The 24854-nt window shown below is 64.6% G+C and carries 23 protein-coding genes and 1 tRNA gene; 15 read left to right on the top strand and 9 right to left on the bottom strand.

Annotation, left to right across the window (positions count from 1 at the left end; genetic code table 11):
* Positions 1-37: 37 nt before the first annotated feature.
* Positions 38-967 (top strand): LysR family transcriptional regulator, encoded by a 930-nt coding sequence (locus ABIA90_RS38000; RefSeq protein ID WP_354121395.1) that lies wholly within the window; start codon positions 38-40, stop codon positions 965-967.
* A 30-nt stretch (positions 968-997) separates the two neighbouring features.
* Positions 998-2020: an LLM class flavin-dependent oxidoreductase gene (locus ABIA90_RS37995; RefSeq protein ID WP_354121394.1), complete on the top strand. Its 1023-nt coding sequence runs from the start codon at positions 998-1000 to the stop codon at positions 2018-2020.
* Between the two features lie 40 nt (positions 2021-2060).
* Here ABIA90_RS37995 and ABIA90_RS37990 read toward each other — a convergent pair whose 3' ends face one another.
* The 5 genes from ABIA90_RS37990 to ABIA90_RS37970 form a co-directional block, all read right to left on the bottom strand.
* Positions 2061-2501, bottom strand: a complete 441-nt coding sequence (locus ABIA90_RS37990; RefSeq protein ID WP_354121393.1) for a hypothetical protein — start codon at positions 2499-2501, stop codon at positions 2061-2063.
* Positions 2502-2666: 165 nt separating this feature from the next.
* Positions 2667-3968, bottom strand: coding sequence for an aminotransferase class V-fold PLP-dependent enzyme (locus ABIA90_RS37985; RefSeq protein ID WP_354121392.1), 1302 nt, complete (start codon positions 3966-3968; stop codon positions 2667-2669).
* 136 nt (positions 3969-4104) lie between these two features.
* Positions 4105-4428, bottom strand: a complete 324-nt coding sequence (locus tag ABIA90_RS37980; RefSeq protein WP_354121391.1) for a hypothetical protein — start codon at positions 4426-4428, stop codon at positions 4105-4107.
* Positions 4429-4576: 148 nt separating this feature from the next.
* The gene (locus tag ABIA90_RS37975; RefSeq protein WP_231143684.1) at positions 4577-4735 is read right to left on the bottom strand and encodes a hypothetical protein; all 159 of its coding nucleotides are present in this window, start codon (positions 4733-4735) and stop codon (positions 4577-4579) included.
* Between the two features lie 143 nt (positions 4736-4878).
* The gene (locus tag ABIA90_RS37970) at positions 4879-7035 is read right to left on the bottom strand and encodes a GumC family protein (RefSeq protein ID WP_354121390.1); all 2157 of its coding nucleotides are present in this window, start codon (positions 7033-7035) and stop codon (positions 4879-4881) included.
* 155 nt (positions 7036-7190) lie between these two features.
* Between ABIA90_RS37970 and ABIA90_RS37965 the strand changes: the two genes are divergently transcribed.
* The 5 genes from ABIA90_RS37965 to ABIA90_RS37945 all read left to right on the top strand — a co-directional run bounded on the left by ABIA90_RS37965 (position 7191) and on the right by ABIA90_RS37945 (position 14094).
* On the top strand, positions 7191-7376 hold the full coding sequence (locus ABIA90_RS37965; protein WP_354121389.1) for a hypothetical protein: 186 nt from the start codon (positions 7191-7193) through the stop codon (positions 7374-7376).
* A 311-nt stretch (positions 7377-7687) separates the two neighbouring features.
* Complete coding sequence (locus tag ABIA90_RS37960; RefSeq protein ID WP_354121388.1) at positions 7688-12514, top strand: NAD-glutamate dehydrogenase; 4827 nt, start codon at positions 7688-7690, stop codon at positions 12512-12514.
* A 50-nt stretch (positions 12515-12564) separates the two neighbouring features.
* Positions 12565-12885 (top strand): hypothetical protein, encoded by a 321-nt coding sequence (locus ABIA90_RS37955; RefSeq protein WP_354121387.1) that lies wholly within the window; start codon positions 12565-12567, stop codon positions 12883-12885.
* Between the two features lie 203 nt (positions 12886-13088).
* Positions 13089-13559, top strand: a complete 471-nt coding sequence (locus ABIA90_RS37950; protein WP_028148973.1) for an aminoacyl-tRNA deacylase — start codon at positions 13089-13091, stop codon at positions 13557-13559.
* A gap of 115 nt (positions 13560-13674) precedes the next feature.
* On the top strand, positions 13675-14094 hold the full coding sequence (locus ABIA90_RS37945) for a CBS domain-containing protein (RefSeq protein WP_063979803.1): 420 nt from the start codon (positions 13675-13677) through the stop codon (positions 14092-14094).
* Positions 14095-14231: 137 nt separating this feature from the next.
* Here the strand turns inward: ABIA90_RS37945 and ABIA90_RS37940 are convergent, their stop codons facing one another.
* The 4 genes from ABIA90_RS37940 to ABIA90_RS37925 form a co-directional block, all read right to left on the bottom strand.
* On the bottom strand, positions 14232-14630 hold the full coding sequence (locus ABIA90_RS37940; RefSeq protein WP_166348333.1) for a hypothetical protein: 399 nt from the start codon (positions 14628-14630) through the stop codon (positions 14232-14234).
* 167 nt (positions 14631-14797) lie between these two features.
* On the bottom strand, positions 14798-15580 hold the full coding sequence (locus tag ABIA90_RS37935) for an alpha/beta fold hydrolase (RefSeq protein WP_354121386.1): 783 nt from the start codon (positions 15578-15580) through the stop codon (positions 14798-14800).
* Between the two features lie 299 nt (positions 15581-15879).
* Positions 15880-15956 (bottom strand) — tRNA-Arg (locus ABIA90_RS37930).
* Between the two features lie 163 nt (positions 15957-16119).
* Positions 16120-17619: an ATP-binding protein gene (locus ABIA90_RS37925; RefSeq protein WP_502916672.1), complete on the bottom strand. Its 1500-nt coding sequence runs from the start codon at positions 17617-17619 to the stop codon at positions 16120-16122.
* A gap of 362 nt (positions 17620-17981) precedes the next feature.
* On the opposite strand from ABIA90_RS37925, the gene rpmH reads away from it, so the two are divergent.
* The 8 genes from rpmH (at position 17982) to ABIA90_RS37885 (ending at position 24624) form a co-directional block, all read left to right on the top strand.
* Positions 17982-18116: a 50S ribosomal protein L34 gene (gene rpmH, locus ABIA90_RS37920; RefSeq protein WP_008542748.1), complete on the top strand. Its 135-nt coding sequence runs from the start codon at positions 17982-17984 to the stop codon at positions 18114-18116.
* A 28-nt stretch (positions 18117-18144) separates the two neighbouring features.
* A complete protein-coding gene (gene rnpA, locus ABIA90_RS37915) occupies positions 18145-18546 on the top strand; it encodes a ribonuclease P protein component (protein ID WP_063979808.1) in 402 nt (133 codons plus the stop codon).
* A gap of 16 nt (positions 18547-18562) precedes the next feature.
* Positions 18563-20404, top strand: a complete 1842-nt coding sequence (gene yidC / locus ABIA90_RS37910) for a membrane protein insertase YidC (RefSeq protein ID WP_354121385.1) — start codon at positions 18563-18565, stop codon at positions 20402-20404.
* A gap of 139 nt (positions 20405-20543) precedes the next feature.
* Positions 20544-21197, top strand: coding sequence for a ribosome biogenesis GTP-binding protein YihA/YsxC (gene yihA / locus ABIA90_RS37905; protein WP_063979810.1), 654 nt, complete (start codon positions 20544-20546; stop codon positions 21195-21197).
* Entirely contained in the window at positions 21194-21568 is a 375-nt protein-coding gene (locus tag ABIA90_RS37900) for a DUF423 domain-containing protein (protein WP_354121384.1), read from the top strand. The genes yihA and ABIA90_RS37900 overlap by 4 nt, the downstream gene beginning before the upstream one ends.
* 115 nt (positions 21569-21683) lie before the next feature.
* Positions 21684-22571, top strand: a complete 888-nt coding sequence (gene argB, locus ABIA90_RS37895; RefSeq protein WP_354121383.1) for an acetylglutamate kinase — start codon at positions 21684-21686, stop codon at positions 22569-22571.
* 155 nt (positions 22572-22726) lie between these two features.
* Positions 22727-23713, top strand: a complete 987-nt coding sequence (locus ABIA90_RS37890; protein ID WP_354121526.1) for a DUF1036 domain-containing protein — start codon at positions 22727-22729, stop codon at positions 23711-23713.
* Between the two features lie 218 nt (positions 23714-23931).
* Positions 23932-24624, top strand: a complete 693-nt coding sequence (locus ABIA90_RS37885; RefSeq protein ID WP_354121382.1) for a pyrimidine 5'-nucleotidase — start codon at positions 23932-23934, stop codon at positions 24622-24624.
* Positions 24625-24854 lie beyond the last annotated feature (230 nt).

The raw sequence follows: 24854 nt of genomic DNA, 5'->3' as shown, positions 1-24854 counted from the left end.
TAAATGGGATATAATTTATTCCAGATCGGAATGAATTATGGACCGGATCGATTGCCTGCGCGCTTTCGTTCGCGCCCTGGAGGGCGGCAGCTTCTCGGCTGCGGCCAAGGAGCTCGGGATCGGCCAGCCCGCGATCAGCAAGCGCATTGCGATGCTTGAAAGCGAATTCGGCACGCAGCTGTTCTCGCGCACGACGCGCACGCTGAAGCCGACGGCCGAAGCGCACCGGATCTACGATCTCGCGCGGCAGATCCTCGACAGCTTTGACATGGCGCGGTCGAGTGTCGAGCAGTCCGCACCCCGCCCGACCGGCACGCTCCGGATCGGCGTGCCGTCGTCGTTCGGACGGCGCTACGTGATGCCCGTCATCGCCGAGTACGTCCGGAATTATCCGGAAGTGCGGATCGACATCCGCTTCAGCGAACGCTTCGTCAACCTGGTGGAAGAAGGCATCGAGCTGGCGCTGCGCATTGGGAACCTGGAAGCGAGCACGCTGGTCGCCCGCCGGCTCGGGACCGTGCAGCGCCATCTGGTCGCGACACCCACCTATCTGCACGGCCGCCCGCTGCCGCGGACACCTGACGATCTCAGCTCGCACCAGTGCATCGTCTATTCACGGATGTCGTCGGCGCACCAATGGGCCTTCGAATCCGAGCATGGCCGTCACGTCGCATCGATCAACGGACCCATTCACGTCGACGACGCCGATGCGATGCAGGAGGCGACGATGCAGCATCTCGGCATCGCAATCCTGCCCGAATGGAACGCCGCTGAGGGCCTTCGCAGCGGCGAGCTCGAACATGTGCTTCCGGACTACACCATCGCCGCGCTGCCCCTGCACGCGGTGTATCCGGAGACGCAGTGGATGTCGCTGCGCGCGCGAAGTTTTCTGGATCTCCTGGTCGACCGCGCCGAGCATTTCGCGCCAGCCCCGTCGCATACCCGCACCGCTGGCGCAGGCGGTTGACGCCGCCCCTGCCATCATTAAATGACGCCCATGAAAAAGATCGGATTTCTGTCCTTCGGACACTGGACGCCCTCGCCGCAATCGCAGACCCGCTCGGCGGCGGACACGCTGCTGCAATCCATCGAGCTGGCCGTCGCGGCGGAACAGCTCGGCGCGGATGGCGCCTATTTCCGCGTGCATCACTTCGCGCGCCAGTTGGCCTCGCCCTTCCCGCTGCTCGCCGCCGTCGGCGCAAAAACCAGCACAATCGAAATCGGCACGGCCGTGATCGACATGCGCTACGAAAACCCGCTCTACATGATCGAGGATGCGGGCAGCGCCGATCTCATCGCCGGCGGGAGGCTCCAGCTCGGCATCAGCCGCGGCTCGCCGGAGCAGGTGATCGACGGCTGGCGCTACTTTGGGTATCGCCCGGCCGATGGCCAGAGCGATGCCGACATGGGCCGGCGCCACGCGGAGGTTTTTCTGGACCTGTTGCGCGGCGAAGGTTTTGCCGAGCCCAATCCGCAGCCAATGTTTCCCAATCCGCCGGGACTGCTGCGGCTCGAACCGCATGCGGCAGGCCTGCGCGAACGGATCTGGTGGGGCGCCGGTTCGAACGCCACCGCGGTCTGGGCGGCGAAACACGGCATGAATTTGCAGAGCTCGACGCTCAAGAACGACGAGACCGGCGAGGCTTTTCATGTGCAGCAGGCCGCGCAAATCCGCGCCTATCGCGCCGCGTGGAAGGAAGCCGGCCACACCCGCGAACCGCGCGTGTCCGTCAGCCGCAGCATCTTCGCGCTGATGAACGATCGCGACCGCGCCTATTTCGGCGGGGAGCGCGGAGGCGAGGACCAGATCGGCTTCATCGATCCGCAAACGCGCGCGATCTTCGGCCGCTCTTATGCCGCTGAGCCGGATGCGTTGATCGAGCAGCTCAAGCAGGACGAGGCAATCGCCGAGGCCGACACGCTGCTGCTGACGATCCCGAACCAGCTCGGCGTCGACTATTGCGCACATGCGATCAAGGCGATTTTGAAGCACGTCGCGCCCGCGCTTGGCTGGCGGTGAGAACGCCGACCGGTTCACTGCGACCGGTTCACTGCGCAAGTCAGGCGATCTCTTGCTGACTCCTGATCTTCTCAAGCCAAGCTGTCAAACGGGGATGTCTCGTGTATCGGCCCTCCAGGCCCGCCAGTTCCTGCTGAAAGACCGGCAGCGAGAGCAGCCGTTCGATATCGGGCTCCCTGATCTTCCAGATCGCCGGCGGAAAGAAGCCATGCACCTTGAGTTCGTAGAGCTCGAAGATCGCGTGAATGATCTCGTGGACCGCCCGGCGCTCTTCCGGTGTGATCTCAATGTCGCCGGCAGCCCCTCGCTCGAGGAATGCCGCGACCGGAAGGCGGCGTCGCAGGTCGGAGACCCGGTCGGAATATCGAAGGAAGATGTCCGCGCCCAGACGCCGATTGTTGGTGTGTAGCGCCGCATAGATCGCAGCCATGCCAACGATGATCGATCCGAGCGTCACGAATCTGAGAATATGGTCGAGCACGCGTCTCCTCCTTGCGCAGGGCACCGGAGTGACAGAGATAAACCAGACCGTGGGCCGATAAAATGGGGCGGCCGAGGCTCATGGACGCCCCGCATCTGACATTTGTCAGATGCGCGGAGGATGAAGTCCCGTGAATTCGTGGTGATGTCACTCCCGCGCCCGGGCCTACCCCGTCTTCGTCCCCGTGACGACAGCGAGCGCCTCGACGAGGCGGTCGAGATCGGCCTCGTCGGTAAAGAGCGCCGGCGTCACACGGATGCATTGGCCCTTGGCGACGCCGGTCCGGCGCACCGTCATGACCTTGTGGCTGTCCCTCAGCTTCACGACGATAGCCTCGTTGTCCGCCTTGCTGGTCTTGCCGGCGAGACGGAAGGACGTGATCGCGCCATATGAGCCGACCTCATCCGGCGTCAGGATCTCGATATCCTTGAAGCCCCGCACGCGGCTGACCCAGTAGTCGCGCAGATATCGCAGCCGGGCTTGCTTTGCCGCCGCGCCGATCTGCTGATGGAGCGCCACCGCCGCGGGCACCGTCAGGACCGTCGCGAAATTGACCGTGCCGGTGTGCACCCGCGAGCGGATGTCGGTCTCCGCAAAATCCTCGTCGCCCATGTCACGATCGATGTCGGCGAGGCGATCCTTCCTGACGTAGAGGAAGCCCACGCCGAGCGGCGCGCCGATCCATTTATGCAGATTGAAGCCGACGAAATCGACGTCGAGCTCGCCCACCCGGAAGTCGATCTGCCCCCAGGAATGCGCGGCGTCGACGATGGTGTCGATGCCCTTGGCCCTGGCCATGCGGGCGATCTCGGCGACCGGCATGACGAGGCCGGTGCGATGGCTGACATGGGTGAGGAGGAGGAGCCTGATCTTGGGATTCGCCTCGAGGGCGCGGGCATAGGCGTCGAGCACGGCCTGGCGGGCGGCCGGCTCCGGCACATCGAACCTGACCACGTCGACACCGCGACGCGCCTTAAGCGCGTTCATCGCGTACTGCATCGAATCGTAGTCGAGGTCGGCGTAGAGCACGCTGTCGCCGGGCTTCAGCTTGTTGTAGCCGCCGATCAGGAGCTGCAGCGCTTCGGTCGCGCCGCGGGTGAGCGCGATCTCCTCGGGCGCCGCGCCGACCGCCTGGGCCACCTTGATGCGCACGGCCTCGAAATCCGCACCCGCGCGCTGCCGCGCGTAGTAGGTGTTCTGATAGTTGACCATGTCGGTCTGGCGAATGAACTCGCGCCTCACCGGCTCGGCCATGATGCCCCAAAAGCCGTTCTCCAGATTGACGACATCCGGCGTCACGGCATAGAGCCCCTTCACCGCCGTCCAATAGGCATTGTCGGTGGCGATGGCGGCCGCCGCTCCGGTCGGCTGCGCCGGCAGACCGTCGGCTGCCATGGCCGGTGCCGCCAGGGACGTGACGGCTGCGGCCGCGAGGCCCTTCAGGATCGACCGGCGGTCGGACGACATTGTCTCATTCAGATGCATATCAGCCCCCACGATGCGCGGCGAAGGGAGCAGCGATCCATAGAGCGCGCATGACGAAGCGATGACAGTTCGATGATGCCCGGCGCGCCCGGTTACATCCCGCTCATTGCCCCGTCGATCATCCCTGCGCCGAGGCCACCGACCATTGCAAGACGTCCGCCATCGCAAGCAATTCCAGCTTCGCGGATGATTTTTCCAGCAACCCGGCTTGCGCAAGGCGCCGGGGATCATTGCGATAGTCCTGAAAGTCCGCATCGGATGCGAAGCTGACGATGTGCACCTCGATCGTGCCATCCGGATTTCGAAGACGACGCTCCACACGCCCGCTGAACGCAGCGAGTAGCGGCAAGACGGCATCCTCGTAGGCGCGGAAGGCCTCGATACCCTCGGGCGGTATGCGGGCAATGAGCACCAGCGTTACGGAGTGAGCTTGACAGGTCATCGCCGCAATCCCGAGCCGAGATAGTCGCGCATTGGAGACGCTGCATCCTGCGGGCGCCGCCTCACGGCGTCAATGGCGGCTCGAACACAGGCGGATACCTTCGAGATGCCCGCTTCGGGCGGGCTCCTCGGGATCAACTCGCGCGATCTCAGAACAAGGCGGCGCTGACGGCCTGTCCGTAGATCATCGCGGCGACGAGGGAGAGCAGCAAGCCCGCGCCCGAGAAGATCACGAGCACCTTTACGGTTTCGACATCAACGTTGGTTCTCGTCGCGCGGGATATCGCCTTTGCCAGTGCAGCCATCATCGCCAGCTCCGAACCGGGCCGCGCGGAGGCGGGCCCTAGTTCATCTAGCGTCATTGGGCGCGTTTGCGTGTGAAGCAGATTACAGGTGCACTTGCGTGCTGCGCCTCAGGCAAAAGCCGCAGCATTGCCACCGGTCGGCGTCGTCAAACCGCCCTGCTTAACGCGCTGCCGTCAGGGTGAGGCGCCACCGAGCCCACGGGCGCGTGATTGACGACGAGACCGGTCGGCACGGTGCCATGTCTCGACAGCGCAGCGGTGACCCGCCGCATCGCCGCCGAACCGAGTTCGCCGGCGCGCACCACCGGGATGATCAGATCCGCGTGTGCGGCCAGCGCGATGGCGTCGGGCTGAAGTGCGAGATTGCTCGCATGGACGACGATCAGATCGAACTCCGAGCGAATATCGTCCTCGGGCCGCGCATCGGCTTTTCTGCCGGCGCTCAGCAGCTCGTCGATCGACTGCAGCCCTGCCGTGGTCGAGCCGTCCTGCCATTCGGTCACCGGAGGCTGGTGACCGGCGAATTCCGGCTGGAGCCGGATCAGCACGCTCATCATGCCCCGATTCACCGCCGCGCGATTGAGCGAGCGCGCAACGGTGTTGCCGCCTGCACCTTTGCCGACCGACAGCACGAGGGCGACCTTGCAGCCACGCACCGGCGCGCGATCGATCCGCTCGAGGAGCGGACGCAGATATGCGCCGAGATCGAGCTCGGCCGAGGCAGTGATCGGCCTTTGCCATACAGTGTTGGCCACGGCGCCAGGCGCCAGATCGGGAATGCGGGCCCAGACAGGCAGGTTCGGCATCGCCTCGGGCTGGCGCGCGGCCGGAACCGGACGCTGGACTTGCGCGTCCGCCGCTTCCGCACGCGCAAGAGTTTGAGCAGGAGTTTGAGCGGCAGCCTCGGCAGGCGCGGGCCCGTCGGACATGCTTCCCATCGCCGCAACGGCGGCCGTCGAGGTCAGGATCGAGCCGATCGCGAGCGCCGCGAGCAGCAAGGCGAGGGGCGGACGCGTCGAGCGCATCGGCGGAATCGCGAGCGAGGCGATCTTGGTCTGGGAGCTCTGCAGCTGGCGCTGCTCGTTGGTCGTCTTGAACCGCGACAGGAACTGCTCGTAGATGTTCTTGTTGGCATCGGCATCGCGCTGCAGCTCCTGCAGCTTCACCAACGCCTGACCGTCGACCAGCATCTGCGTCTCGACCGCCCTGAGCTGCTTTTCCAGCGCGTTCTGCTGCTCGAGCTGAGCCTCATATTCGGACTTCGCCGTGTCGATGTTCTTTTTCCGCTCGACCTCGATCTGCCTGTTGATGTCAGCCAGCTGGCTGTAGGAGATCGCGAGGTCGGGATGGCGGTCGCCGTACACCGCTTTCTTCTGTGCGATCTGATCGTTCAGGGTCGAGCGCTGCGCGCGCAGCATGCTCAGGAGATCCTGCTTCACCGGACCTTCGACATTGGCCTTGAGATCGCGCTGCACCTGCTCGTAACGCGCCCTGGCTTCCTCGGTACGCGCGCGCGCGGCGGAGACCTGCTGATTGAGATCGGTCACCCGCAATTGCTGGGTCGTGGAATCCTTGCCGGCATTGAGGATCTTGTGCTCGAACCTGAAGGCGGCAACGGCATCTTCCGATACGCGCAGGCGCTCGTTCAATGCCTTCAGCCGGTCCTTGAGCCAGTCGGCCGCCTCGTCCGTCGCCTCGGTGCGGACACGGCCCTGGCTGGCGACGAACGCCTCAGCGATGGCATTGGCGTAATGCGCGGCCCGTTCCGCATTGTTCGAGGTGAATGAAATCGCAATGACGTAGGTCAGTCCGCGGCGCGAGATATCGAGACGGTTGCGAAATTTTTCGAGCAGGCGCGTCATGTCGGTGTAACCGCCCGCGATGTCCGCGTCGTCGGCGATCTTGAGCTGCTCGATCAGGGGCCGGAGAAAGCCGTCCGATTTGGCGATCTCGATCTGGCTCTGAAGTGCCGCGGCATCCTGGCCGATGCCCGGCAACACGTCCTGCTCCGAGGTGACGCGCAGCTCGCGGGGATCGACGACGACCAGGGCCGTCGCGGCATACCGGACCGGCAAGACCATCAGGACAATGACGCCCAGGGCGAACAGCGCCAGCGCCAGCGTCAGGATGCGCCGGCCATTCTCGCGCAGGAAAGAGAGCGCACCGGTGACGGTCAGCGATCCCTTGATCAGCGCAGGAGCAGCGCTGTCAGGCTTCGCCGTCGCAGCCCGCGGCGCTTCCCACGAAGCCGCAGGCTCCGTCGGGGCGATGCTTCGCGGAGATGCGCTTCGACCGAACGCCATAGGATTGGACTCGAAATCAACTGACAGCCCCGGTTCAGAGGCTTGCTACACCGTAAATATCCATGGTTAACCGGCGGTTACGGCTGGCGCGCCGTGGTCAATGAACAATCTGTTAACGCGCGTGCCGATGCGCCGCGCTGCATCGGCGCGTCCGGTTGAACCGGGCTGGCGCGACCACCACGCCGTCGATCAATGCCCCATTGCGGCGGTTCGAGGGCGATCATTTCGTCGTCGGCATTGCATTCCTCTTGACGACATTCGAGGTGTCGACGCCGCCTCACCAGGAGGCGGGAACATGGAAAATGGTGGTCGATGGCGTGGAGCTGACCCGCACTCACTAGAGCCCGCTGCAGCGCAATCGGAACGGAGTTCCGGCGCGCCATTCAGAATAAAACCACGAGCTCATACAGATTTGAAATTGCTTGTGATTTTCTCACCTCTATGATTTGGCGGCCGTGGGGGCCGCTGCCGTAGGGAATTACGGCACGCCTCACAACAGCGTGCGCCTTTCGCTCCGGGATCGTAGTATTGTCGTCGGAAGCTGCCGACGCACGAGACCGGGGATCTTGCGTATCCACTCGATCGCGGCGCTCGACGAGATGCACTCCAGAATTAGGCTGAGGATCGCGACTGCGGTCGGACGGCGCGGCAAATGGAGGACATGATGGCGTGGCGTGACGACAAGGCCCGGGCAACCCTGATCCGCGATGCAGCAGGCAGCGTGCCGCCGGGCAAGAGCCCGCGGGCCTTTGCCGAGCCCTTGTTCGGCTACAGCAATATCGAGGATCTCGACAATTACGACGCCGCCTCGCTTGCCGTCCTGGCGGAGCAAGCCTGGGAGCATGTGCAGCGGCGCACGTCGGGCAGCGCCGATATCCGCGTGGTCAATCCGACGTTGCCGAACGGGCGCGAGATTTCCGTGCTCGAGATTCTCAACGACAACATGCCTTTCCTGTACGACTCCACGATGGCGGAGCTCGCCGAGCAGGGCATCGAAGTCACCCTCGTCGCCCACCCGATCATCGCCGTGGAGCGCGATGCCGAGGGCAAGCTGCTGCGGTTCTACGGCGAAGCACTGCCGGAGGGCGCAAGAGGCGCCCGCGAAAGCCTGATTCACCTCCACATCACCCGCCTGGACGCCGACGCCGATCGCCAGAAGCTGATCGACGGACTCACCAGGGCGCTGAACAACGTCCGCGCCTGCGTCACCGACTGGCGCGCCATGCGTGACCGCGTCGAGGAAGCAATCAAGACGTTCGCCTCCAATCCGCCGCCGCTGCCGATCGACGAGGTCGCCGAAGCCAATCAGTTCCTGCAATGGCTCTGCGCGGACAATTTCACCTTCCTCGGCGTGCGCGAATATCGCTTCTCGCCCGACAGCGATGCGTCGGACGACATCACGACCGGCGAAGGCCTCGGCATCCTGCGCGATCCCGACGTGAAGGTCCTGCGCCGCGGCAACGAAATGGTGGTGATGACATCGGAAATCCGCGAGTTCATGCACGAGCCGACGCTGCTGATCGTCATCAAGGCCAATGTCTCAAGCCTCGTCCATCGGCGGATCCGGATGGATTATGTGGGTATCAAGCTCTATGCACCCGACGGCCGGCTCGAGGGCGAATTGCGCGTCGTCGGCCTGTTTACCTCCGGCGCCTATACCCGCTCGGTGCGGCAGATCCCTTATGTGCGCCACAAGGTTGCGCGGGTGCTGCAGCGCGCCGGCTTCGACCCGAACGGCCATTCGGGCAAGGCGCTCATGCATATCCTCGAAGATTATCCGCGTGACGAGCTGTTCCAGATCGACGTCGACACGCTCTACAATTTCGTCATCGAGGTCCTGATCCTCTACGAGCGCCCGCGCGTCCGGGCGCTGGCGCGGGTCGACAAGTTCGATCGCTTCGTCTCCATTCTCACCTTCATTCCGCGCGACAAATACGACACCGACGTCCGCACGCGCGTCGGAGCCTTCCTGTCGCAGGTCTACAAGGGGACCCTGTCGGCCTCCTACGTATCGTTCCCTGAAGGCGCGCTAGCGCGCGTCCATTTCATCATCGGGCGCTATGAAGGCAAGACGCCTGTCGTCGAGCGCGCCGCGCTCGAAGCCGGCATCAGCGCCATTGCCGCGACCTGGACCGACAAGCTGAAGGCCGCGCTCACCGCGTCGACCGACGGCATGCGGGCGCGCATGATCACCAATCGTTATGCCCAGGCCTTTAGCGGCGGCTATACCGAGGTTTTCACGGCGGAGCAGGCCATCGCCGATATCGCCACCATCGAAAGGCTGACGCCGGCCCGCCCGGTGACGATTTCGGTGCACCGCGACAAGGGCGAGGACGATCCCAGGCGCTTCGGCCTGAAGGTGTTCTCCGACGCCGCACCGCTATCGCTGTCCTATCGCGTGCCGGTGATCGAAAATCACGGCCTGCGCGTGGTCGACGAACGCACCTATCAGATCGTGCCCGGCAACCGGCCGGAACCGGTCTGGATGCATGAGATGACGATCGAGACCAGCGACGGCCAGCCGATCGAGATCAATCCGGAATTCAGCCATCGCCTGGAAGCCTCGATCATGGCGGTGGTCACGGATCGCGCCGAATCCGACGGATACAACGCCCTGATCCTGCGCACCGCGCTGGGCTGGCGCGAGGTCTCGACGATCCGGGCGCTGTCGCGCTATCTGCACCAGATCCGCGCTCCGTTCACCCAGGATTACATGTGGGAGACCTTGCGCAAGAACGCCGCGATCACGGCCACCCTCGTCGCACTGTTCCAGACCCGCCTCGATCCGCGCCTCGTGCTTACCGATCGCGAGCGTTCGGCGCGCGAGACGGCCCTGCTTGCCGAGATCGAGGAGCAGCTCAAATCCGTCGCCTCGCTCGATGAAGACCGCATCCTGCGCCGCTTCACCAATCTGGTGCAGTCAACCATCCGCACCAATCTGTGGCAGATCGGCGAGAATGGACAACCGCGTCCGGTCATCTCCTTCAAGTTCGACGCGCGGCGGATCGACGATTTGCCGGCGCCGCGGCCTCTCTACGAGATCTTCGTCTATTCGCCGCGGGTCGAAGGCATTCACCTGCGCTTCGGCAAGGTCGCGCGCGGCGGCTTGCGCTGGTCCGACCGGCCGCAGGATTTCCGCACCGAGATCCTGGGTCTCGTGAAGGCGCAGCAGGTCAAGAACGCCGTGATCGTGCCGGTCGGCGCCAAGGGCGGTTTCGTGCCCAAGCGCCTGCCGCCGCCGTCCAATCGCGACGCCTGGCTCGCGGAAGGCACCGAGGCCTATCGCATCTTCGTGCGCTCGCTGCTCGAGCTCACCGACAATCTCGACGGCGACGCCGTCGTGCCGCCCGATTCCACCATGCGCCATGACGGCGACGACCCCTACCTCGTGGTCGCCGCCGACAAGGGCACCGCCACCTTCTCCGATGTCGCCAACGCGATCTCGGCCGAGAAGAACCATTGGCTGGGCGACGCCTTCGCCTCCGGCGGCAGCCAGGGCTACGACCACAAGAAGATGGGGATCACGGCGCGCGGCGCCTGGGAGGCGGTCAAGCGCCACTTCCGCGAGCTCGGCACCGACATTCAGACCATGCCGTTCACGGCTGCCGGCGTCGGCGACATGTCCGGCGACGTCTTCGGCAACGGCATGCTGCTCTCGCCGGCGACAAGGCTCGTGGCCGCGTTCGATCACCGCGACATCTTCATCGATCCTTCGCCCGACCCTTCGACCAGCTTCGCCGAGCGCAAGCGTCTGTTCGACCTGCCGCGATCGAGCTGGCAGGACTACAACAAGTCGCTGATCTCGCAGGGCGGCGGCGTGTTCTCGCGCACGCTCAAGGCGATCCCGCTCGCACCGGAAGTCCGCAGCCTGCTCGATCTCGACAAGGAGCAGGCCACGCCGTTCGAGGTGATGACGGCGATCCTGAAAGCGCGCACGGACCTGTTGTGGTTTGGCGGCATCGGCACCTATATCCGCGCATCGGCAGAGAGCGACGATCAGGCCGGCGACCGCGCCAACGATCCGATCCGCATCGCAGGCACTGACGTTCGCGCCCGGGTGATCGGCGAAGGCGCCAATCTCGGCGTCACCCAGCGCGGCCGCATCGAAGCGGCACAAAAGGGCGTCAAGCTCAACACCGACGCCATCGACAATTCGGCCGGCGTCAACACCTCCGACGTCGAGGTCAATATCAAGGTCGCGCTGGCGCGCCCCGAACGCGAGGGACGCCTCAGCTTCGCCGACCGCAACAGCCTGCTGGCCGCGATGACCGACGAGGTCGGCACGCTGGTGCTGCGCAACAACTATCTGCAGACGCTGGCGCTCTCGCTCGCCGAGCGCAAGGGCGTGGCCGAGACCGGCTTCCTCACCCGCCTGATGCAGTCGCTCGAGCAGCGCGGCCTGCTCAGCCGCGCCGTGGAGTTCCTGCCCGACGACGCAGCGCTCACCGAGCGGACACGACGCGGCCAGGCCCTGACACGGCCCGAGCTTGCCGTGCTGCTCGCCTACGCCAAGCTGACGCTCTACGAGGACCTGCTCCTCACCAGCGTGCCTGACGATCCTTACCTCGCCCGCAGACTGTCCCTGTATTTTCCGCGCGAGGTTCCCGATAAATTCCCGGCCGCGGTCGAGCTCCATCGCCTGCGACGCGAGATCATCGCGACCAGTCTCGTCAATGCCGTGATCAACCGCGGCGGCCCGGCGTGTATCGTGCGCCTGACCGACGAGACCGACGCCGATATTCCCACCATCGTCATGGCGCAGGTGGCGGTGGACGCGATCTACGAGCTCAGGCGGCTCAATGACGCGATCGACGCGCTCGACACCCGGATCGACGGGCAGGTGCAGCTCGGCCTCTACGCGACGGTCCAGGATCTCCTGATTTCCCGCATGGTCTGGTACGTGCGCAATGTCGATTTCAAGGACGGCCTCGAGGCGGTGATCGGACGTTTTGGCCCGGGTATCCGCGAGATCGCGGCCTCCCTCGACACCACCCTACCGCCGGACCTGCAGGCCGCGCGCGGCAAGCGGCGCCAGGAGCTCACCGATGCCGGCGTCCCGGCCGGCCTCGCCGGCGAGCTCGCCGATCTCGACCCTCTGATTGCGGCACCCGATATCGTGACGGTCGCCGAGCGCACCTCCCGCGCCATCGGCGATGCCGCCGCGACCTTCTTCGCTGCGGAAGCCAATTTCCGTCTCGACCGCATCATCGCCGCCGCGCGCAGCGTGCCGGCAAATGATTATTTCGAACGCATGGCGGTCGATCGCGCTGTCGAGCAGATCGCCGGCGCCGAACGAAGACTGGCCGCGGATATGCTGGCAACCGGCCAGTCCGGCCAGCAGGCTGTCGAGACGTGGCTCGCGGCTCACCCCGAAGCGGCGCGCATCCGTCGCTCGGTCGAAGAAATTGCTGCCAGCGGCCTGACGCTTGCCAAGCTGACGGTGGCGGCGAACCTGCTGGGGGACCTGGTCAAAGTCTGAGAGCGTGCGAGGCAGCGATGTGAAACCTAGCCGGCGAACGGAGGAACCCCATGATCCACGCCACTTGCCACACCGCCGATAATGTCCGCTGCATCGAGTTCGATGCCACACCGTGGTTCAGCGAGGCTGACGCTCCGAGCATTGTCGATCTGGCCCGACGAGGCTGGACCAGCACGGCGATTGCAGAGTCCCTCGAGCACCGACGAGGCTACGAAGGCCTGCACGACCTCGTCGAGTATGCGGCGAACCGATTGCAATCGGAATCCCTGGAGGACCCAACCTGGGAAACGTTCGCGTGCGTCGTCGATGGCCCCGAGGCCGTCGCGTGGCTCAGGGAGAACCGGCCCAACGTTGTGGCAAGGATCCCGTAAGACACGAGAAGCGCAGCAAAAGCCACAATCGATCGGCGGCAAACGAAGCGGAAAGGCGCGCCCGGAACGATCTGAACCCCCGACTCGATTGCCGCATTCGAGCGCGAGGCCTATGCTGGCATCCGGCAATCACGCGGCCGCCCATCGTGCGGCGGGGCAGCCTCACGGTGGATGGCTCGCATATCCATCCGAAAGGCTACGCCATGACCATTGCCCCCACGCTCCACCGATACCTGGCTGCCGAGAACATCCAGTATGTCGAGATCCCGCACGTTTTCACCATGTCATCCGCGCGCACGGCGCAGGCCTGCCACGTCTCGGGCGATCGTTTCGCCAAGGCCGTCGTGCTGCGCCATGACGGCGGCTATATGCTCGCGATCGTTCCGGCATCGCACCGTCTCAACTTGCCGGACTTGAAGGAGAAGCTCGGCGCGGATCTCGTGATGGCGAACGAAACCGAGATCAACAGGCTGTTCGCGGACTGCGCGCATGGAGCCGTTCCGGCGGTAGGCCGATGCTACGGGCTCGATCTCATCGTCGATGACAGCATCCGGGCGCAGCCCGAGATCTATATCGAGGCCGGCGACCATGAGACGCTGCTTCACCTGACGCATGCACAGTTCGAACGGCTGACGGCCAATGCGCCGCATGGACGCTTCAGCACGCACGGTTGACGCAGCATGGCAGCGGGATGATTTTTCCTGCGCCTTCGTCGCGGCGCGCGTGCGGTCGCGCCCGGTTCGTAGTATAATCGCGTCACGGGGGCTGCGTTCGCAACGGAGGTCCTCCATGAAGGTCAAGGACGTGATGCACAAGGGTGTCGATTGGGTCAGCCCGGACACCCCGATCACCGAGATCGCGAAGTTGATGCAAGGGCACGACATCGGCTGCATTCCGATCGGCGATGACGACCATCTGATCGGGATGGTGACCGATCGCGACATCGTCTGCAAAGGCCTCGCGAGCAAGAACTTCAACGCCGCGCGCATGACGGCGCGGGACGTGATGACCGAAGGCATCCATTGCTGCCGGGAAGACGACGATCTGGCGAAAGCCGTGCATCACATGGAGACGCTGAAAATCCGCAGGCTGCCCGTGATCAACAAGAGCAGGCGGATGGTCGGCATGATCAGCCTGGGCGATGTCAGCCAATTCGCCAGCGTTGATCTGTTGACCCAATGCGTCAAGGGCGTGTCGGCCCATCATTGATGGCGACCGCCACCCGGCGCCCGGAACTTCGTCGCATCGCTCGCAGGACCCCGCTGCCGGCGAACGCGCACGCTATGATACGCGACCTGCCAAGAAGCTGCTCCGCCGTCTTCTCGTCCCCATTGTCACCTGCGCAGCTAATTCTTCAATTCGTTCCGCAGCTCATTCTTGGCGTTCCGCATCTTGCTCGCTCCCCTGAGCGGGGGCTTCGGCGGCGGAGTCGGATTCGCCCAGCCTGCCATCTGCAGGCAGGTGAGCAGATCGACATAGCTTTCTATTCCTCCTGCCGCAGCCTCGCCTTCGCAACTATCGCGCGCGGGGCCCGGAACAGTCAGCCAGGTCGAGCTCAGCTGTTGCTGCGCAATTGTCTCGTCACGCACGCACTCGCCGGCGTCCTGCGCCAGGGTGAGCCCTGAGGCCTTGTCGTCGGCGGAAACGTCCCGGCAAAGGGCTTCCACATTGAAGATGGGCACACGGTCTGAAATCGGAATCGTGGGCTGGCCAAGAAGCGACAGGACCAAGAGCGCTGCTTTCATAAAATCCTCCCTTGAATCGGGTTGGACGGGAAAGCTCGGGGAAAGTTAGGCCTGGTTTGTTTCCGGCCGGCTTCACCCGGCCTGCAAAGGGTTTCGTCCTTGCCCGGCAGCGCATTGTGGCTTCCCGACGGACGCCGGTCGCGGCGCGTCACGGCCGATGACGAAGCTTACCCGGGTCTTCGTACGTAGAGCGAGATAAACCGGTCGATCATGGGGTTGATCTGCTCCGGCACCTCCAGCGACAGGAAATGTCCGGAGCCGACGGCCTTGGCCGTGACCAGCTGCGGGCACAGCTCCGCAAAACGATCCAGATCCGCGAGCCGATGGGCCGCTTCGATGTAGAGCACCGGGACCCGGCACGCCTGGGCGCATTCACGCGCCCGATGCACATCCCAGGGAAACAGACTTGTAAACGTGGACACCAGCACGTGCTGTGGCGTCGCCAGAAAGGTCTGTTCAACATGGGCGCGGCATCTGTCGGTCGGCAGACAGGAGTCCGCCACGATTTTCCGTACCTCGTCCGCAAAATTCGCGCCCCTTAAGCCCTCCAGATACCCGACGAACACCGTCCCTGCCGAGGCAGGGAAGAGCACCCCTGAGTCGAGCAGCACCAGGCCTGCAGGAAAGTCCGGATAGCGGGCGGCGATTTCGAGCGCCATGTTGCCACCCATGCTCTGACCCACGATGATCGGCTTTGTGATCTGCTGTCGGTTGCACAGAAAGACGAGATCATCGGCGAAGCCTTCGATCGAATACGCCTGTTGCGGCTTGTCGCTCTCACCATGCCCCCGCAGCTCGGCATTCAATGCCCGACCTTGACGGGCGAAATACTCCATCTGCGGCGCAAAATGCGTGCGATCCCCGCCGAGGCCATGGACGAACAGGAATTGAAGCGGTCCCGCGCCGGCAATGTCGAAGGACAGCTGGATTCCGTCATGCGCGAGCTTCATGGGTCATCTCCATATTCACCGACATGTCCAGGCGTCTCTGGCGAGTCCTCAATCTAACCGGCGCCACACGGCCGATAAAGATGGGCACGACTGCTTCGCCATGGTGCCATGACGCTGCGGCCGACCAAGCGCACCGGCCGCACATTCGGCGATGCCACGCGATTTTTCGCTCCGCCGAGGCGGGCCGGAAAGGCCGTCACCAGCTCCAGGCTTACGCGGTGACGAACATGAGCAGCGGCGCGATGATCTCGCCCGGCGCAGAAATGGGAGGTTTTGGAGTGCCCAGTTTTGTAGCGGAATGGCGCGCCCGGAACGATTCGAACGTCCGACCCTCAGATTCGTAGTCTGATGCTCTATCCAGCTGAGCTACGGGCGCGTTTTTCGCAAACAGTGCGGGCTGGGCCCGCAGGCAGCCTCCGGACAGCGCCGGAGGGGTGCGAAAGAGCGCTCTGACTAACCGCTCTTGCCTCGATTGGCAAGGTCCGGGAGGGGGAGATTTTACAGAGAGGTGACGATTTCCCGGGTGGGTCGCTGGCCGACTACGCCCTCTGCCGCTCGTTGCGGATGGAGAGGAGTTCCACGGGGCGGTCGGGGATGACGATCCGGAAGGTGGCGCCGATGGTGCCCTCGACCAGATGGATCTCGCCGCCATGGGCGCGGACCAGCTCGGCGGCGATGGCCAAACCAAGCCCGCTGCCGCCGGGGCGGCCGGAGGTCTGGAACGCCTCGAACAGATGGTCCCGGGTCTTCTGGGGGACGCCGGGGCCGGTGTCGGAGACCTCCAGGATGGCGACGGCGCCTTCGCGCTTTCCCGTGATCCGGATCTGCTGCGCCCCGCCGTCGCCCGACGAATGGCTTTCCAGCGCCTGGGCGGCGTTGCGGACGAGGTTGAGCAGCACGCGGAAGAGCTGGTCGGGATCTGCATCGATCGCGAGCCCGCGCTCGATCGCGGCGACCCAGGCGATCGAGGCGTCGCTGGCGAGGCCCGCGGTTTCGCGCACCTCCAGCACCACAGGCTCGATCATGATCATGCGGCGGTCGGGCGCCGCTTCCTGGGCGCGGCCGTAGGACAGAGTCGACTGGCAGAAGGCGATGGCGCGCTCGAGCGAGCGCACCAGCTTCGGCGCAAAGCGCTGCACCCGCGGATCCGGCACGCTGGCGAGCTGGTCGGACAGGAGCTGGGCCGACGCGAGCAGATTGCGCAGATCGTGGTTGATCTTGGAGACGGCGAGGCCGAGGGCGGCGAGCCGGCTCTTCTGGTGCAGCATCGACATCAGATCGCGCTGCATGTCCGACAATTCGCGCTCGGCGACGCCTATTTCATCGCTGCGCTGGCTCGGCACGATGATCCGCGCCGAGCTTTCGGGGTTTTCGTGGAAGCCGACCAGGCTCGCGGTCAGCCGCCGCATCGGGCGCACGAAGAGATAATGCAGCACGAGATAGACGAGGCCCGCGGTCAGCACCGCGATGATCAGCGCGACCACCACGACGTTGCGGGAGAAGCGATACATCTGCTGCCGCAGCGGCAGCTCGTCGGTCACGATCTCGATGAACTGGGCATTGCCGACGCCGGGCCCGACGATGCGGATGGCCTGGTTGCCGGTCTCCAGCATCATCCGGAACGAGCCGGTGATCGCCTCCCACACCGTCATGTCGCGCAGGTCGATGTCATGCTCGATGGCGGTGGGAAGGTTGTCGCTGGCGAGCAGCCGTCGCTGCTGCCCCATCTTGATGGCGACGGCACGCGCATTGATGCTCTTCAGGATCTCGCGCGACAGCGACTCGGGGACCATGCCGAGCGGGGCGGCGTCGAGCACCAGCGCGGCAGTGTTGGCCGCCGCGACGCGGTCATTGAGCCGGTTGACCCAGAAGTTGGCGATGGCGGGCACGTAGAGCAGGACGGCGGCGATCATCACCAGAGGGACGGTGAGCAGCAGCAGCTTGCCGGATAGCCCGAGCCCGCTGGGCCCACGCGGCCGCATCGCCGGCTGGCCCGGCTGATCCGTATCATGGACCGGCTGGAGGTCTGTCGCTGCCACGAAGTTCGCCCCTGTTGGCTTTGTAATAGAGCCTGGCTGATGAAGGATGCGACCCGGCCGGGGGCCGGTCAAATTACGGATCGCTAATCTCTCAAGGTGGGATGTAAGCTCTGATATCGCGAGTCGCCACCTCAAGGATTAAAAACCCCGTACAAACAGCGATATTCACCGGAACAGCGCGCTCTTGCGACGTTGACGAAAAGAAGACGCTCGCATATAAGCCGCGCAAATTGTCCGCGATGACCCGGTGCGCACGCCGGGAGCGGCTCTCTTGGGGCCGAAAAGGGCCCGTTTTGGGCCGCATCTTCCGGACTTTATCATCAATTCTACAGGCAAATTGCCCGGTCAGCGGAGAAAAACCCGTGAAGCGGACTTATCAACCCAGCAAACTGGTGCGCAAGCGCCGTCACGGCTTCCGTGCCCGTCTCGCCACTGCCGGCGGCCGCAAGGTTCTCGCCGCCCGCCGCGCCCGCGGCCGCAAGCGTCTGAGCGCCTGAGCCGGACCCCCATTTTTGGGATTTCATCATGGATCGGCTGAGGCAGCGAGCGGATTTCCTCGCCGTTGCCAATGGCGCGCGGGCGAATAGTCCCGCGTTCGTCCTGCAAAGCCGCCGCCGCGACGACAGCGGCCCGATCCGGATCGGCTTCACCGTTACCAAAAAGAACGGCAACGCCCCCCAGCGCAATCGCATCCGGCGCCGGCTTCGCGAATTGGTGAAGCGGCTCGACCCGGTGTCGATGCAGCCCCATCATGACTATGTACTGGTCGGCCGAAGGGACGCGCTCTCGCGCGACTTCGCCACCATGCTCGACGATCTGCGCATAGCGTTCACGAAGCCTGCGCGGCATACGCACAAGGGACGCGGCTCAAGAACCGACGGCTCAAGGCCCGGCCCCGCTCCTGCGACCAGCCGCAAACCGGATTGATGACGAGACAATAGTGATGACCGACAATCGCAATACCATCCTCGCCGTCATTCTGTCGGGCCTCGTCCTGATCGCCTGGCAATATTTCTACAACGTGCCGGCGATGGAGAAGCAGCGCGCCCAGCAGCAGGCGCAGGCCGAGCTCCAGAAGAACACGCCGCAGCCGACGGCCTCCGCAACGCCGGGCGCCGCGCCGCAGCCCGGCAGCGCGGCCCAGCCGGCAACACCGGCCGCCAACCAGGCCCAGCCGGTCGTTTCCCGCGAAAGCGCGATTGCAGCCAGCCCGCGCGTGAAGATCGACACGCCGCGGCTTGCCGGCAGCATCTCGCTGAAGGGCGGCCGCATCGACGACATCGCGCTGGTGCAATACCGCGAAACGGTCGACCCGAAGTCGCCGCCGATCATCCTCTATTCGCCCTCGGGCACCGCAGAACCCTATTACGCCGAGTTCGGCTGGGTGCCGGCGACGGGCGTGACGGCCAAGCTGCCGGACGCCCAGACCCTCTGGCAGCAGGACGGCAGCGGCAGCCTGACGCCGACGACGCCGGTGGTGCTGAAATGGGACAATGGCGAGGGCCTCACCTTCCGCCGCACCATCGCGGTCGACGACCACTATCTCTTCACGCTCAAGGACGAGGTGAGCAATGTCGGCAACGCGCCTGTTACGCTCTACCCGTTCGCGCTGATCTCGCGCCACGGCACGCCGCAGGTCTCCGGCTATTACATCCTGCATGAAGGCCTGATCGGCTATCTCGATGGCTTGCAGGAATACGCCTACAAGAAGATCGACGAAGCCAAGGCGGTGAACTTCAAGGCCACCAATGGCTGGCTCGGCATCACCGACAAGTACTGGGCTTCGGCGCTGCTGCCGGACACCAGTGCGCAGCTCCAGGCGCGTTTCTCGTCGAACCCGGTCGGCAACGTCCACACCTACCAGACCGATTATCTGCTCGACCCCGTCACCGTCGCGATCGGCGGCACTGCGACTGCGAACGCGCGGCTGTTCGCCGGCGCCAAGGAAGCCGGCGTCGTCGGCGTGTTCCCGTTCGCCGGCCTCGGCGGCTACAACAAGGAACTCGGCCTCAACCATTTCGATCTGCTGATCGACTGGGGCTGGTTCTACTTCATCACCAAGCCGATGTTCCTCGGCCTCGACTTCTTCTACCGCTTCTTCGGCAATTTCGGCATCTCGATCCTGCTCGTCACCGTGATCGTCAAGCTGCTGTTCTTCCCACTGGCCAACAAGTCCTACGCCTCGATGGCGAAGATGAAGTCGGTCCAGCCGCAGCTCCAGGCGCTGAAGGAGCGCTTTCCCGACGACAAGGTGAAGCAGCAGCAGGAGATGATGGAGATCTACCGCAAGGAGAAGATCAATCCGGTCGCCGGCTGTCTTCCCGTGGTGATCCAGATCCCGGTGTTCTTCTCGCTCTACAAGGTGCTGTTCGTCACCATCGAGATGCGGCACGCGCCATTCTTCGGCTGGATCAAGGACCTCTCCGCGCCGGATCCGACCAATCTGTTCACCTTGTTCGGCCTGATCCCGTTCGATCCGACGACGATTCCGGTGTTCGGCCACTACCTCGCGCTCGGCATCTGGCCGATCATCATGGGCATCACGATGTGGTTCCAGATGAAGCTGAACCCGACGCCGCCGGATCCGACCCAGCAGCTGATCTTCAACTGGATGCCGCTGATCTTCACCTTCATGCTGGCGGGCTTCCCGGCGGGTCTCGTGATCTACTGGGCCTGGAACAACACGCTCTCGGTGCTCCAGCAGAGCTTCATCATGCGCCGCAACGGCGTGAAGGTGGAGCTGTTCGACAATCTCAAGGCGACGTTCGCGAAGAAGGCGACGTAGCGCCGTCATTGTTGGGCGCAAATGCCTCCACATCGTCATGCCCGGGCTTGTCCCGGGCATCCACGTTTTGGAGGGTACCGTGTGGACAGACGTGGATGGCCGGGACAAGCCCGGCCATGACGAGAGGTGAGATCTTCGCATGACCGACGACAAAGATGCGAAGCTGATCGAGACCGGGCGAAAGCTGTTCACCCGCGACTGGCAGTTCATCTGGGCCTCGCCCTCGATTGCGACGCTGCCGCCGATGGATGGGCTGGAGATCGCCTTTGCCGGCCGCTCCAATGTCGGCAAGTCCAGCCTGATCAACGCGCTGACCGGCCGCAACGCGCTTGCGCGCACCTCGCATACGCCGGGCCGCACCCAGGAACTGATCTTCTTCGAGGTCCCCGGCAAGAAGGACCTGCGCCTCGTCGACATGCCCGGCTATGGCTACGCCAAGGCGCCGAAGACGCAAGTCGCGTCCTGGACCGAGTTGATCCACAAATTCCTGCTGGGGCGCGCCTCACTCGCACGCGTCTACGTGCTGATCGACGCGCGGCATGGCCTCAAGGACGTCGACCTCGAAATCCTGGGGACGCTCGACCGTTCCGCGGTGAGCTACCAGATCGTGCTGACCAAGGCCGACCAGGTGAAGGCGTCCGAGCTTGAGTCCCGCATCACCGAGACCGAGGCCGCGCTGGCAAAACATCCGGCGGCGTTTCCGAACGTGCTCGCGACCTCGTCACGGAGCTCGACCGGCATGGCCGAACTGCGCGCCGCGATGGCGAAGCTGCTGGAAGAGCGCACCTCGTGACGCTCGCGTTCCGCCTGCTGCTTGGGCTTGCCGGTTTGATGGGCGCCGCCGGCGTCGCGCTGGCCGCCGCCTCCGCCCACGGCGCCGACGCCAGCCGGCTCGCCTCCGCCAGCGCCATGCTGCTGTTTCACGCAACTGCCATACTCGCAGGTGTCGCCCTGCTCGCGCGCGGCCTTCTGCACGGCGGAATTGGCCTCGTCGCGGCGTTCGGCTTCGTGATCGGCGCCGCGCTGTTCGCGGGCGATCTCACCTTGCGGCAATATGCGGGGCACTCGCTGTTTCCGTTCGCCGCGCCGACCGGTGGAACGGTGATGATCTTGAGTTGGCTGGCGGTGACGCTCGCAGCCGTGGCGGCGAAGCGCAGTCCGTAGCCCGGATTTCCGCTGCGCTCCATCCGGGCTAGGGCGGCATGCCAGCCACACTTTGCGCCGCGCCCGCCAATCGGATAGAACGCGCACCGACAGTCCCGCCAGCGAGATCCGCCTCATGACCGAAATTTCCCCGCTCGACCAGGCCCGCATCCTGTCCGAAGCGCTGCCGCACATGCAGCAGTATGACGAGGAAACCATCGTCATCAAATATGGCGGCCATGCCATGGGCGACGAGGAGACCGCGAAGAACTTTGCCCGCGACATCGTGCTGCTCGAGCAGACCGCGATCAACCCGGTGGTGGTGCATGGCGGCGGGCCGCAGATCGCCACCATGCTCAAGCGCCTCGGCATCCAGTCGGAGTTCGCAGCAGGCCTGCGCATCACCGATGCCGCGACCATCGAGATCGTCGAGATGGTGCTGGCCGGCTCCGTCAACAAGCAGATCGTCGGCTACATCAACGAAGCCGGCGGCAAGGCCGTGGGGCTGTCGGGCAAGGACGCCAACATGGTGAAGGCGTCGAAGACGACGCGCACCATCGTCGATCCGGGTTCGAACATCGAGAAGGCGATCGATCTCGGCTTCGTCGGCGACCCCGAGAAGGTCGACCTCACGCTGCTCAACCAGCTGATCGGCTACGAGCTGATCCCGGTGCTGGCGCCGCTCGCGACCTCGAAGGAAGGCCAGACGCTCAACGTCAACGCCGACACCTTTGCCGGTGCGGTCGCCGGCGCGCTGAAGGCAAAGCGCCTGCTGCTGCTCACCGACGTGCCGGGCGTGCTCGACAAGTCGAAGAAGCTGATCCCGCAGCTTTCGGTGAAGGACGCGCGAAAGCTGATCGCCGACGGCACCATTTCCGGCGGCATGATTCCGAAGGTCGAGACCTGCATCTACGCGCTCGAACAGGGCGTGGAGGGCGTCGTCATCATCGACGGCAAGATGCAGCACGCGGTGCTGCTCGAGCTCTTCACCAACACGGGCACGGGAACGCTGATCCATAAGTGATGATGAGCGGGCCAAAGCAAGCCGTCATGGCCGGGCTTGTCCCGGCCATCCACGACCTTTCGTCTCGCGCCAAGAACGTGGATGCCCGGCACAAGGCCGGGCATGACGAGTTGAGGGCTCGGCGACATCGTCGCTCAACCCTGACCCGCTTCCTGATGACACTGCCCGCCGCGGCCGTCTCGTTCTTCTTCTCCTCCGCGCCCGCCCTGGCCGACCTGAAGATCTGCAACCGCATGTCCTATGTCGTCGAGGCCGCGATCGGCATCGACGACAAGGCGGCGACCGCGACGCGCGGTTGGTTCAGGATCGATCCCGCCACCTGCCGCGTCGTGGTGCAGGGTACGCTCTCCGCCGACCGCATCCTGCTCAACGCCCGCGCGCTCGGCGTTTACGGCGCCTCGCCGATCCCGCAGAACGGCAGCGACATGCTGTGCGTGGCGCAGGACAATTTCGTCATCGCGGCTGCGCGGCAATGCCGCAGCGGCCAGACCCAGGCCGCGTTCACCCAGATCACGCCGACGCAAGCCGCGGACGGCAATTTCACGGCCTATCTCGCCGAGGATTCCGAATATGACGACGAGCAGGCGCGCCTCGCCGGCATCCAGCGGCTGCTGGTGATCGCGGGCTACGACGCGGCGCCGATCGACGGCGTCGACGGGCCGAAGACGCAGGCAGCACTGGCCGCCTTCCTGAAGAGCCGCGGACTGGCGGCGGACATCATGTCGTCGCCGAACTTCTTCAAGACCATGGTCGATGCGGTGCAGACGCCTTCTGCAACCGGCCTCACCTGGTGCAACGACACGCCGCACAAGGTGATGGCGGCGGTCGCCACCGACGACGGCAAGTCCGTGACGAGCCGCGGCTGGTATCGCATCGATCCCAAGACGTGCCTGCACCCCGATGTGACCGGGCAGCCGAAGCAGATTTTCAGCTTCGCGGAGGCCATCGATGCCGACAACCGCGTCATCAAGCTGAAGGACAAGCCGCTGAACTGGGGCGGCGACAGGCAGCTCTGCACGCGCGAGACCAAGTTCGAGACCAACGAGCAGGCCGATTGCGGCGCGCGCGGATTCGCGGCGACGGGTTTTGGCGTGGTGGACATGTCGAGCGGCGGCAAGACGCTGCGCTTTGCGATGCCGTGATGGGCGTTGCTGCGATGATGGCGGCGCCAAGAACTCCGCTGTCGTCCCTGCGAAAGCAGGGACCCATAACCACAGGATTTGGTTGTGGCGCGAGATGATGGTTATCAGTCTTCGTCAAACCACTCCCTGTGGTTATGGGTCCCGGATCTGCGCTACGCTTGTCCGGGACGACAGCGGAGGATCGGGCGACGATTGTGTTTGAAGGATAGAGAGCCACAATGACCTCCCTCCGCACCTTTGCCCATGTCGACACCTGGGTGTTCGACCTCGACAACACGCTCTACCCGCACCACGTCAATCTGTGGCAGCAGGTCGACGCGCGGATCGGGGAGTTCGTCTGCAACTGGCTGAACGTCGGTCCGGAGGAAGCGCGCAAGATCCAGAAGGATTATTATCAGCGCTTCGGCACCACCATGCGCGGCATGATGACCCTGCATGGCGTGCGCGCCGACGACTACCTCGCCTATGTCCACAAGATCGACCACTCGCCGCTGGAGCCGAACCCGGCGCTCGGCGAGGCCATCGCAAAACTGTCGGGGCGCAAGCTGATCCTGACCAACGGCTCGGTCGACCATGTCGATGCCGTGCTGGCGCGGCTCGGCCTGGCAACGCATTTCGACGGCGTGTTCGACATCATCGCCGCCGGGTTCGAGCCGAAGCCGTCGCCGCAGACCTATCAAAAATTCCTCGCCGACCATGCCGTCGATCCGACCAAAGCCGCGATGTTCGAGGACCTCGCCCGCAACCTCACCGTCCCGCACGCGCTCGGCATGACCACCGTGCTGGTGGTGCCTGACGGCACCAAGGAAGTGGTGCGGGAGGACTGGGAACTGGAGGGCCGGGACGCGCCCCATGTCGACCACGTCACGGATGATCTGGCGGGTTTTTTGGCGGGACTGTTGCCCAAATAGCCGCCGTCGTCCCGGGGCGCGAAGCAAGCCCGGGACCCATAACCACAGGGAGTGGTTGTTGCGCGAGATCGATAACTCCGAATCCTCGCCAAATGACTGCCCGTGGCTATGGGTCCCGGGCTCGCGCTTCGCGCGCCCCGGGACGACGGCGGAGTATGCCTTGACTCCTCCCCGCCAAATCCCGAAAAAGCGCCCCAATCCGTCAAAATTCTCATTTCCCAGAGGAAATT

It is taken from the genome of Bradyrhizobium sp. LA6.8 (genome assembly GCF_040547935.1).
Taxonomy (GTDB): Bacteria; Pseudomonadota; Alphaproteobacteria; order Rhizobiales; family Xanthobacteraceae; genus Bradyrhizobium; species Bradyrhizobium barranii.
This window is presented reverse-complemented; position numbering and strand designations above follow the sequence as displayed.

Bases quoted from the DNA above. Each gene is read 5' to 3' on its own strand.
- ABIA90_RS37935 (WP_354121386.1), bottom strand. From the start codon at position 15,580: ATGAAGCTCGCGCATGACGGAATCCAGCTGTCCTTCGACATTGCCGGC.
- ABIA90_RS37975 (WP_231143684.1), bottom strand. From the start codon at position 4,735: ATGATGGCTGCACTGGCAAAGGCGATATCCCGCGCGACGAGAACCAAC.
- ABIA90_RS37955 (WP_354121387.1), top strand. From the start codon at position 12,565: ATGATCCACGCCACTTGCCACACCGCCGATAATGTCCGCTGCATCGAG.
- ABIA90_RS37890 (WP_354121526.1), top strand. From the start codon at position 22,727: ATGACACTGCCCGCCGCGGCCGTCTCGTTCTTCTTCTCCTCCGCGCCC.
- ABIA90_RS37945 (WP_063979803.1), top strand. From the start codon at position 13,675: ATGAAGGTCAAGGACGTGATGCACAAGGGTGTCGATTGGGTCAGCCCG.
- ABIA90_RS37980 (WP_354121391.1), bottom strand. From the start codon at position 4,428: ATGACCTGTCAAGCTCACTCCGTAACGCTGGTGCTCATTGCCCGCATA.
- yihA (WP_063979810.1), top strand. From the start codon at position 20,544: ATGACCGACGACAAAGATGCGAAGCTGATCGAGACCGGGCGAAAGCTG.
- rnpA (WP_063979808.1), top strand. From the start codon at position 18,145: ATGGATCGGCTGAGGCAGCGAGCGGATTTCCTCGCCGTTGCCAATGGC.
- ABIA90_RS37960 (WP_354121388.1), top strand. From the start codon at position 7,688: ATGGAGGACATGATGGCGTGGCGTGACGACAAGGCCCGGGCAACCCTG.
- ABIA90_RS37995 (WP_354121394.1), top strand. From the start codon at position 998: ATGAAAAAGATCGGATTTCTGTCCTTCGGACACTGGACGCCCTCGCCG.
- ABIA90_RS38000 (WP_354121395.1), top strand. From the start codon at position 38: ATGGACCGGATCGATTGCCTGCGCGCTTTCGTTCGCGCCCTGGAGGGC.
- ABIA90_RS37940 (WP_166348333.1), bottom strand. From the start codon at position 14,630: ATGAAAGCAGCGCTCTTGGTCCTGTCGCTTCTTGGCCAGCCCACGATT.
- ABIA90_RS37970 (WP_354121390.1), bottom strand. From the start codon at position 7,035: ATGGCGTTCGGTCGAAGCGCATCTCCGCGAAGCATCGCCCCGACGGAG.
- argB (WP_354121383.1), top strand. From the start codon at position 21,684: ATGACCGAAATTTCCCCGCTCGACCAGGCCCGCATCCTGTCCGAAGCG.
- ABIA90_RS37885 (WP_354121382.1), top strand. From the start codon at position 23,932: ATGACCTCCCTCCGCACCTTTGCCCATGTCGACACCTGGGTGTTCGAC.
- yidC (WP_354121385.1), top strand. From the start codon at position 18,563: ATGACCGACAATCGCAATACCATCCTCGCCGTCATTCTGTCGGGCCTC.
- ABIA90_RS37950 (WP_028148973.1), top strand. From the start codon at position 13,089: ATGACCATTGCCCCCACGCTCCACCGATACCTGGCTGCCGAGAACATC.
- ABIA90_RS37985 (WP_354121392.1), bottom strand. From the start codon at position 3,968: ATGTCGTCCGACCGCCGGTCGATCCTGAAGGGCCTCGCGGCCGCAGCC.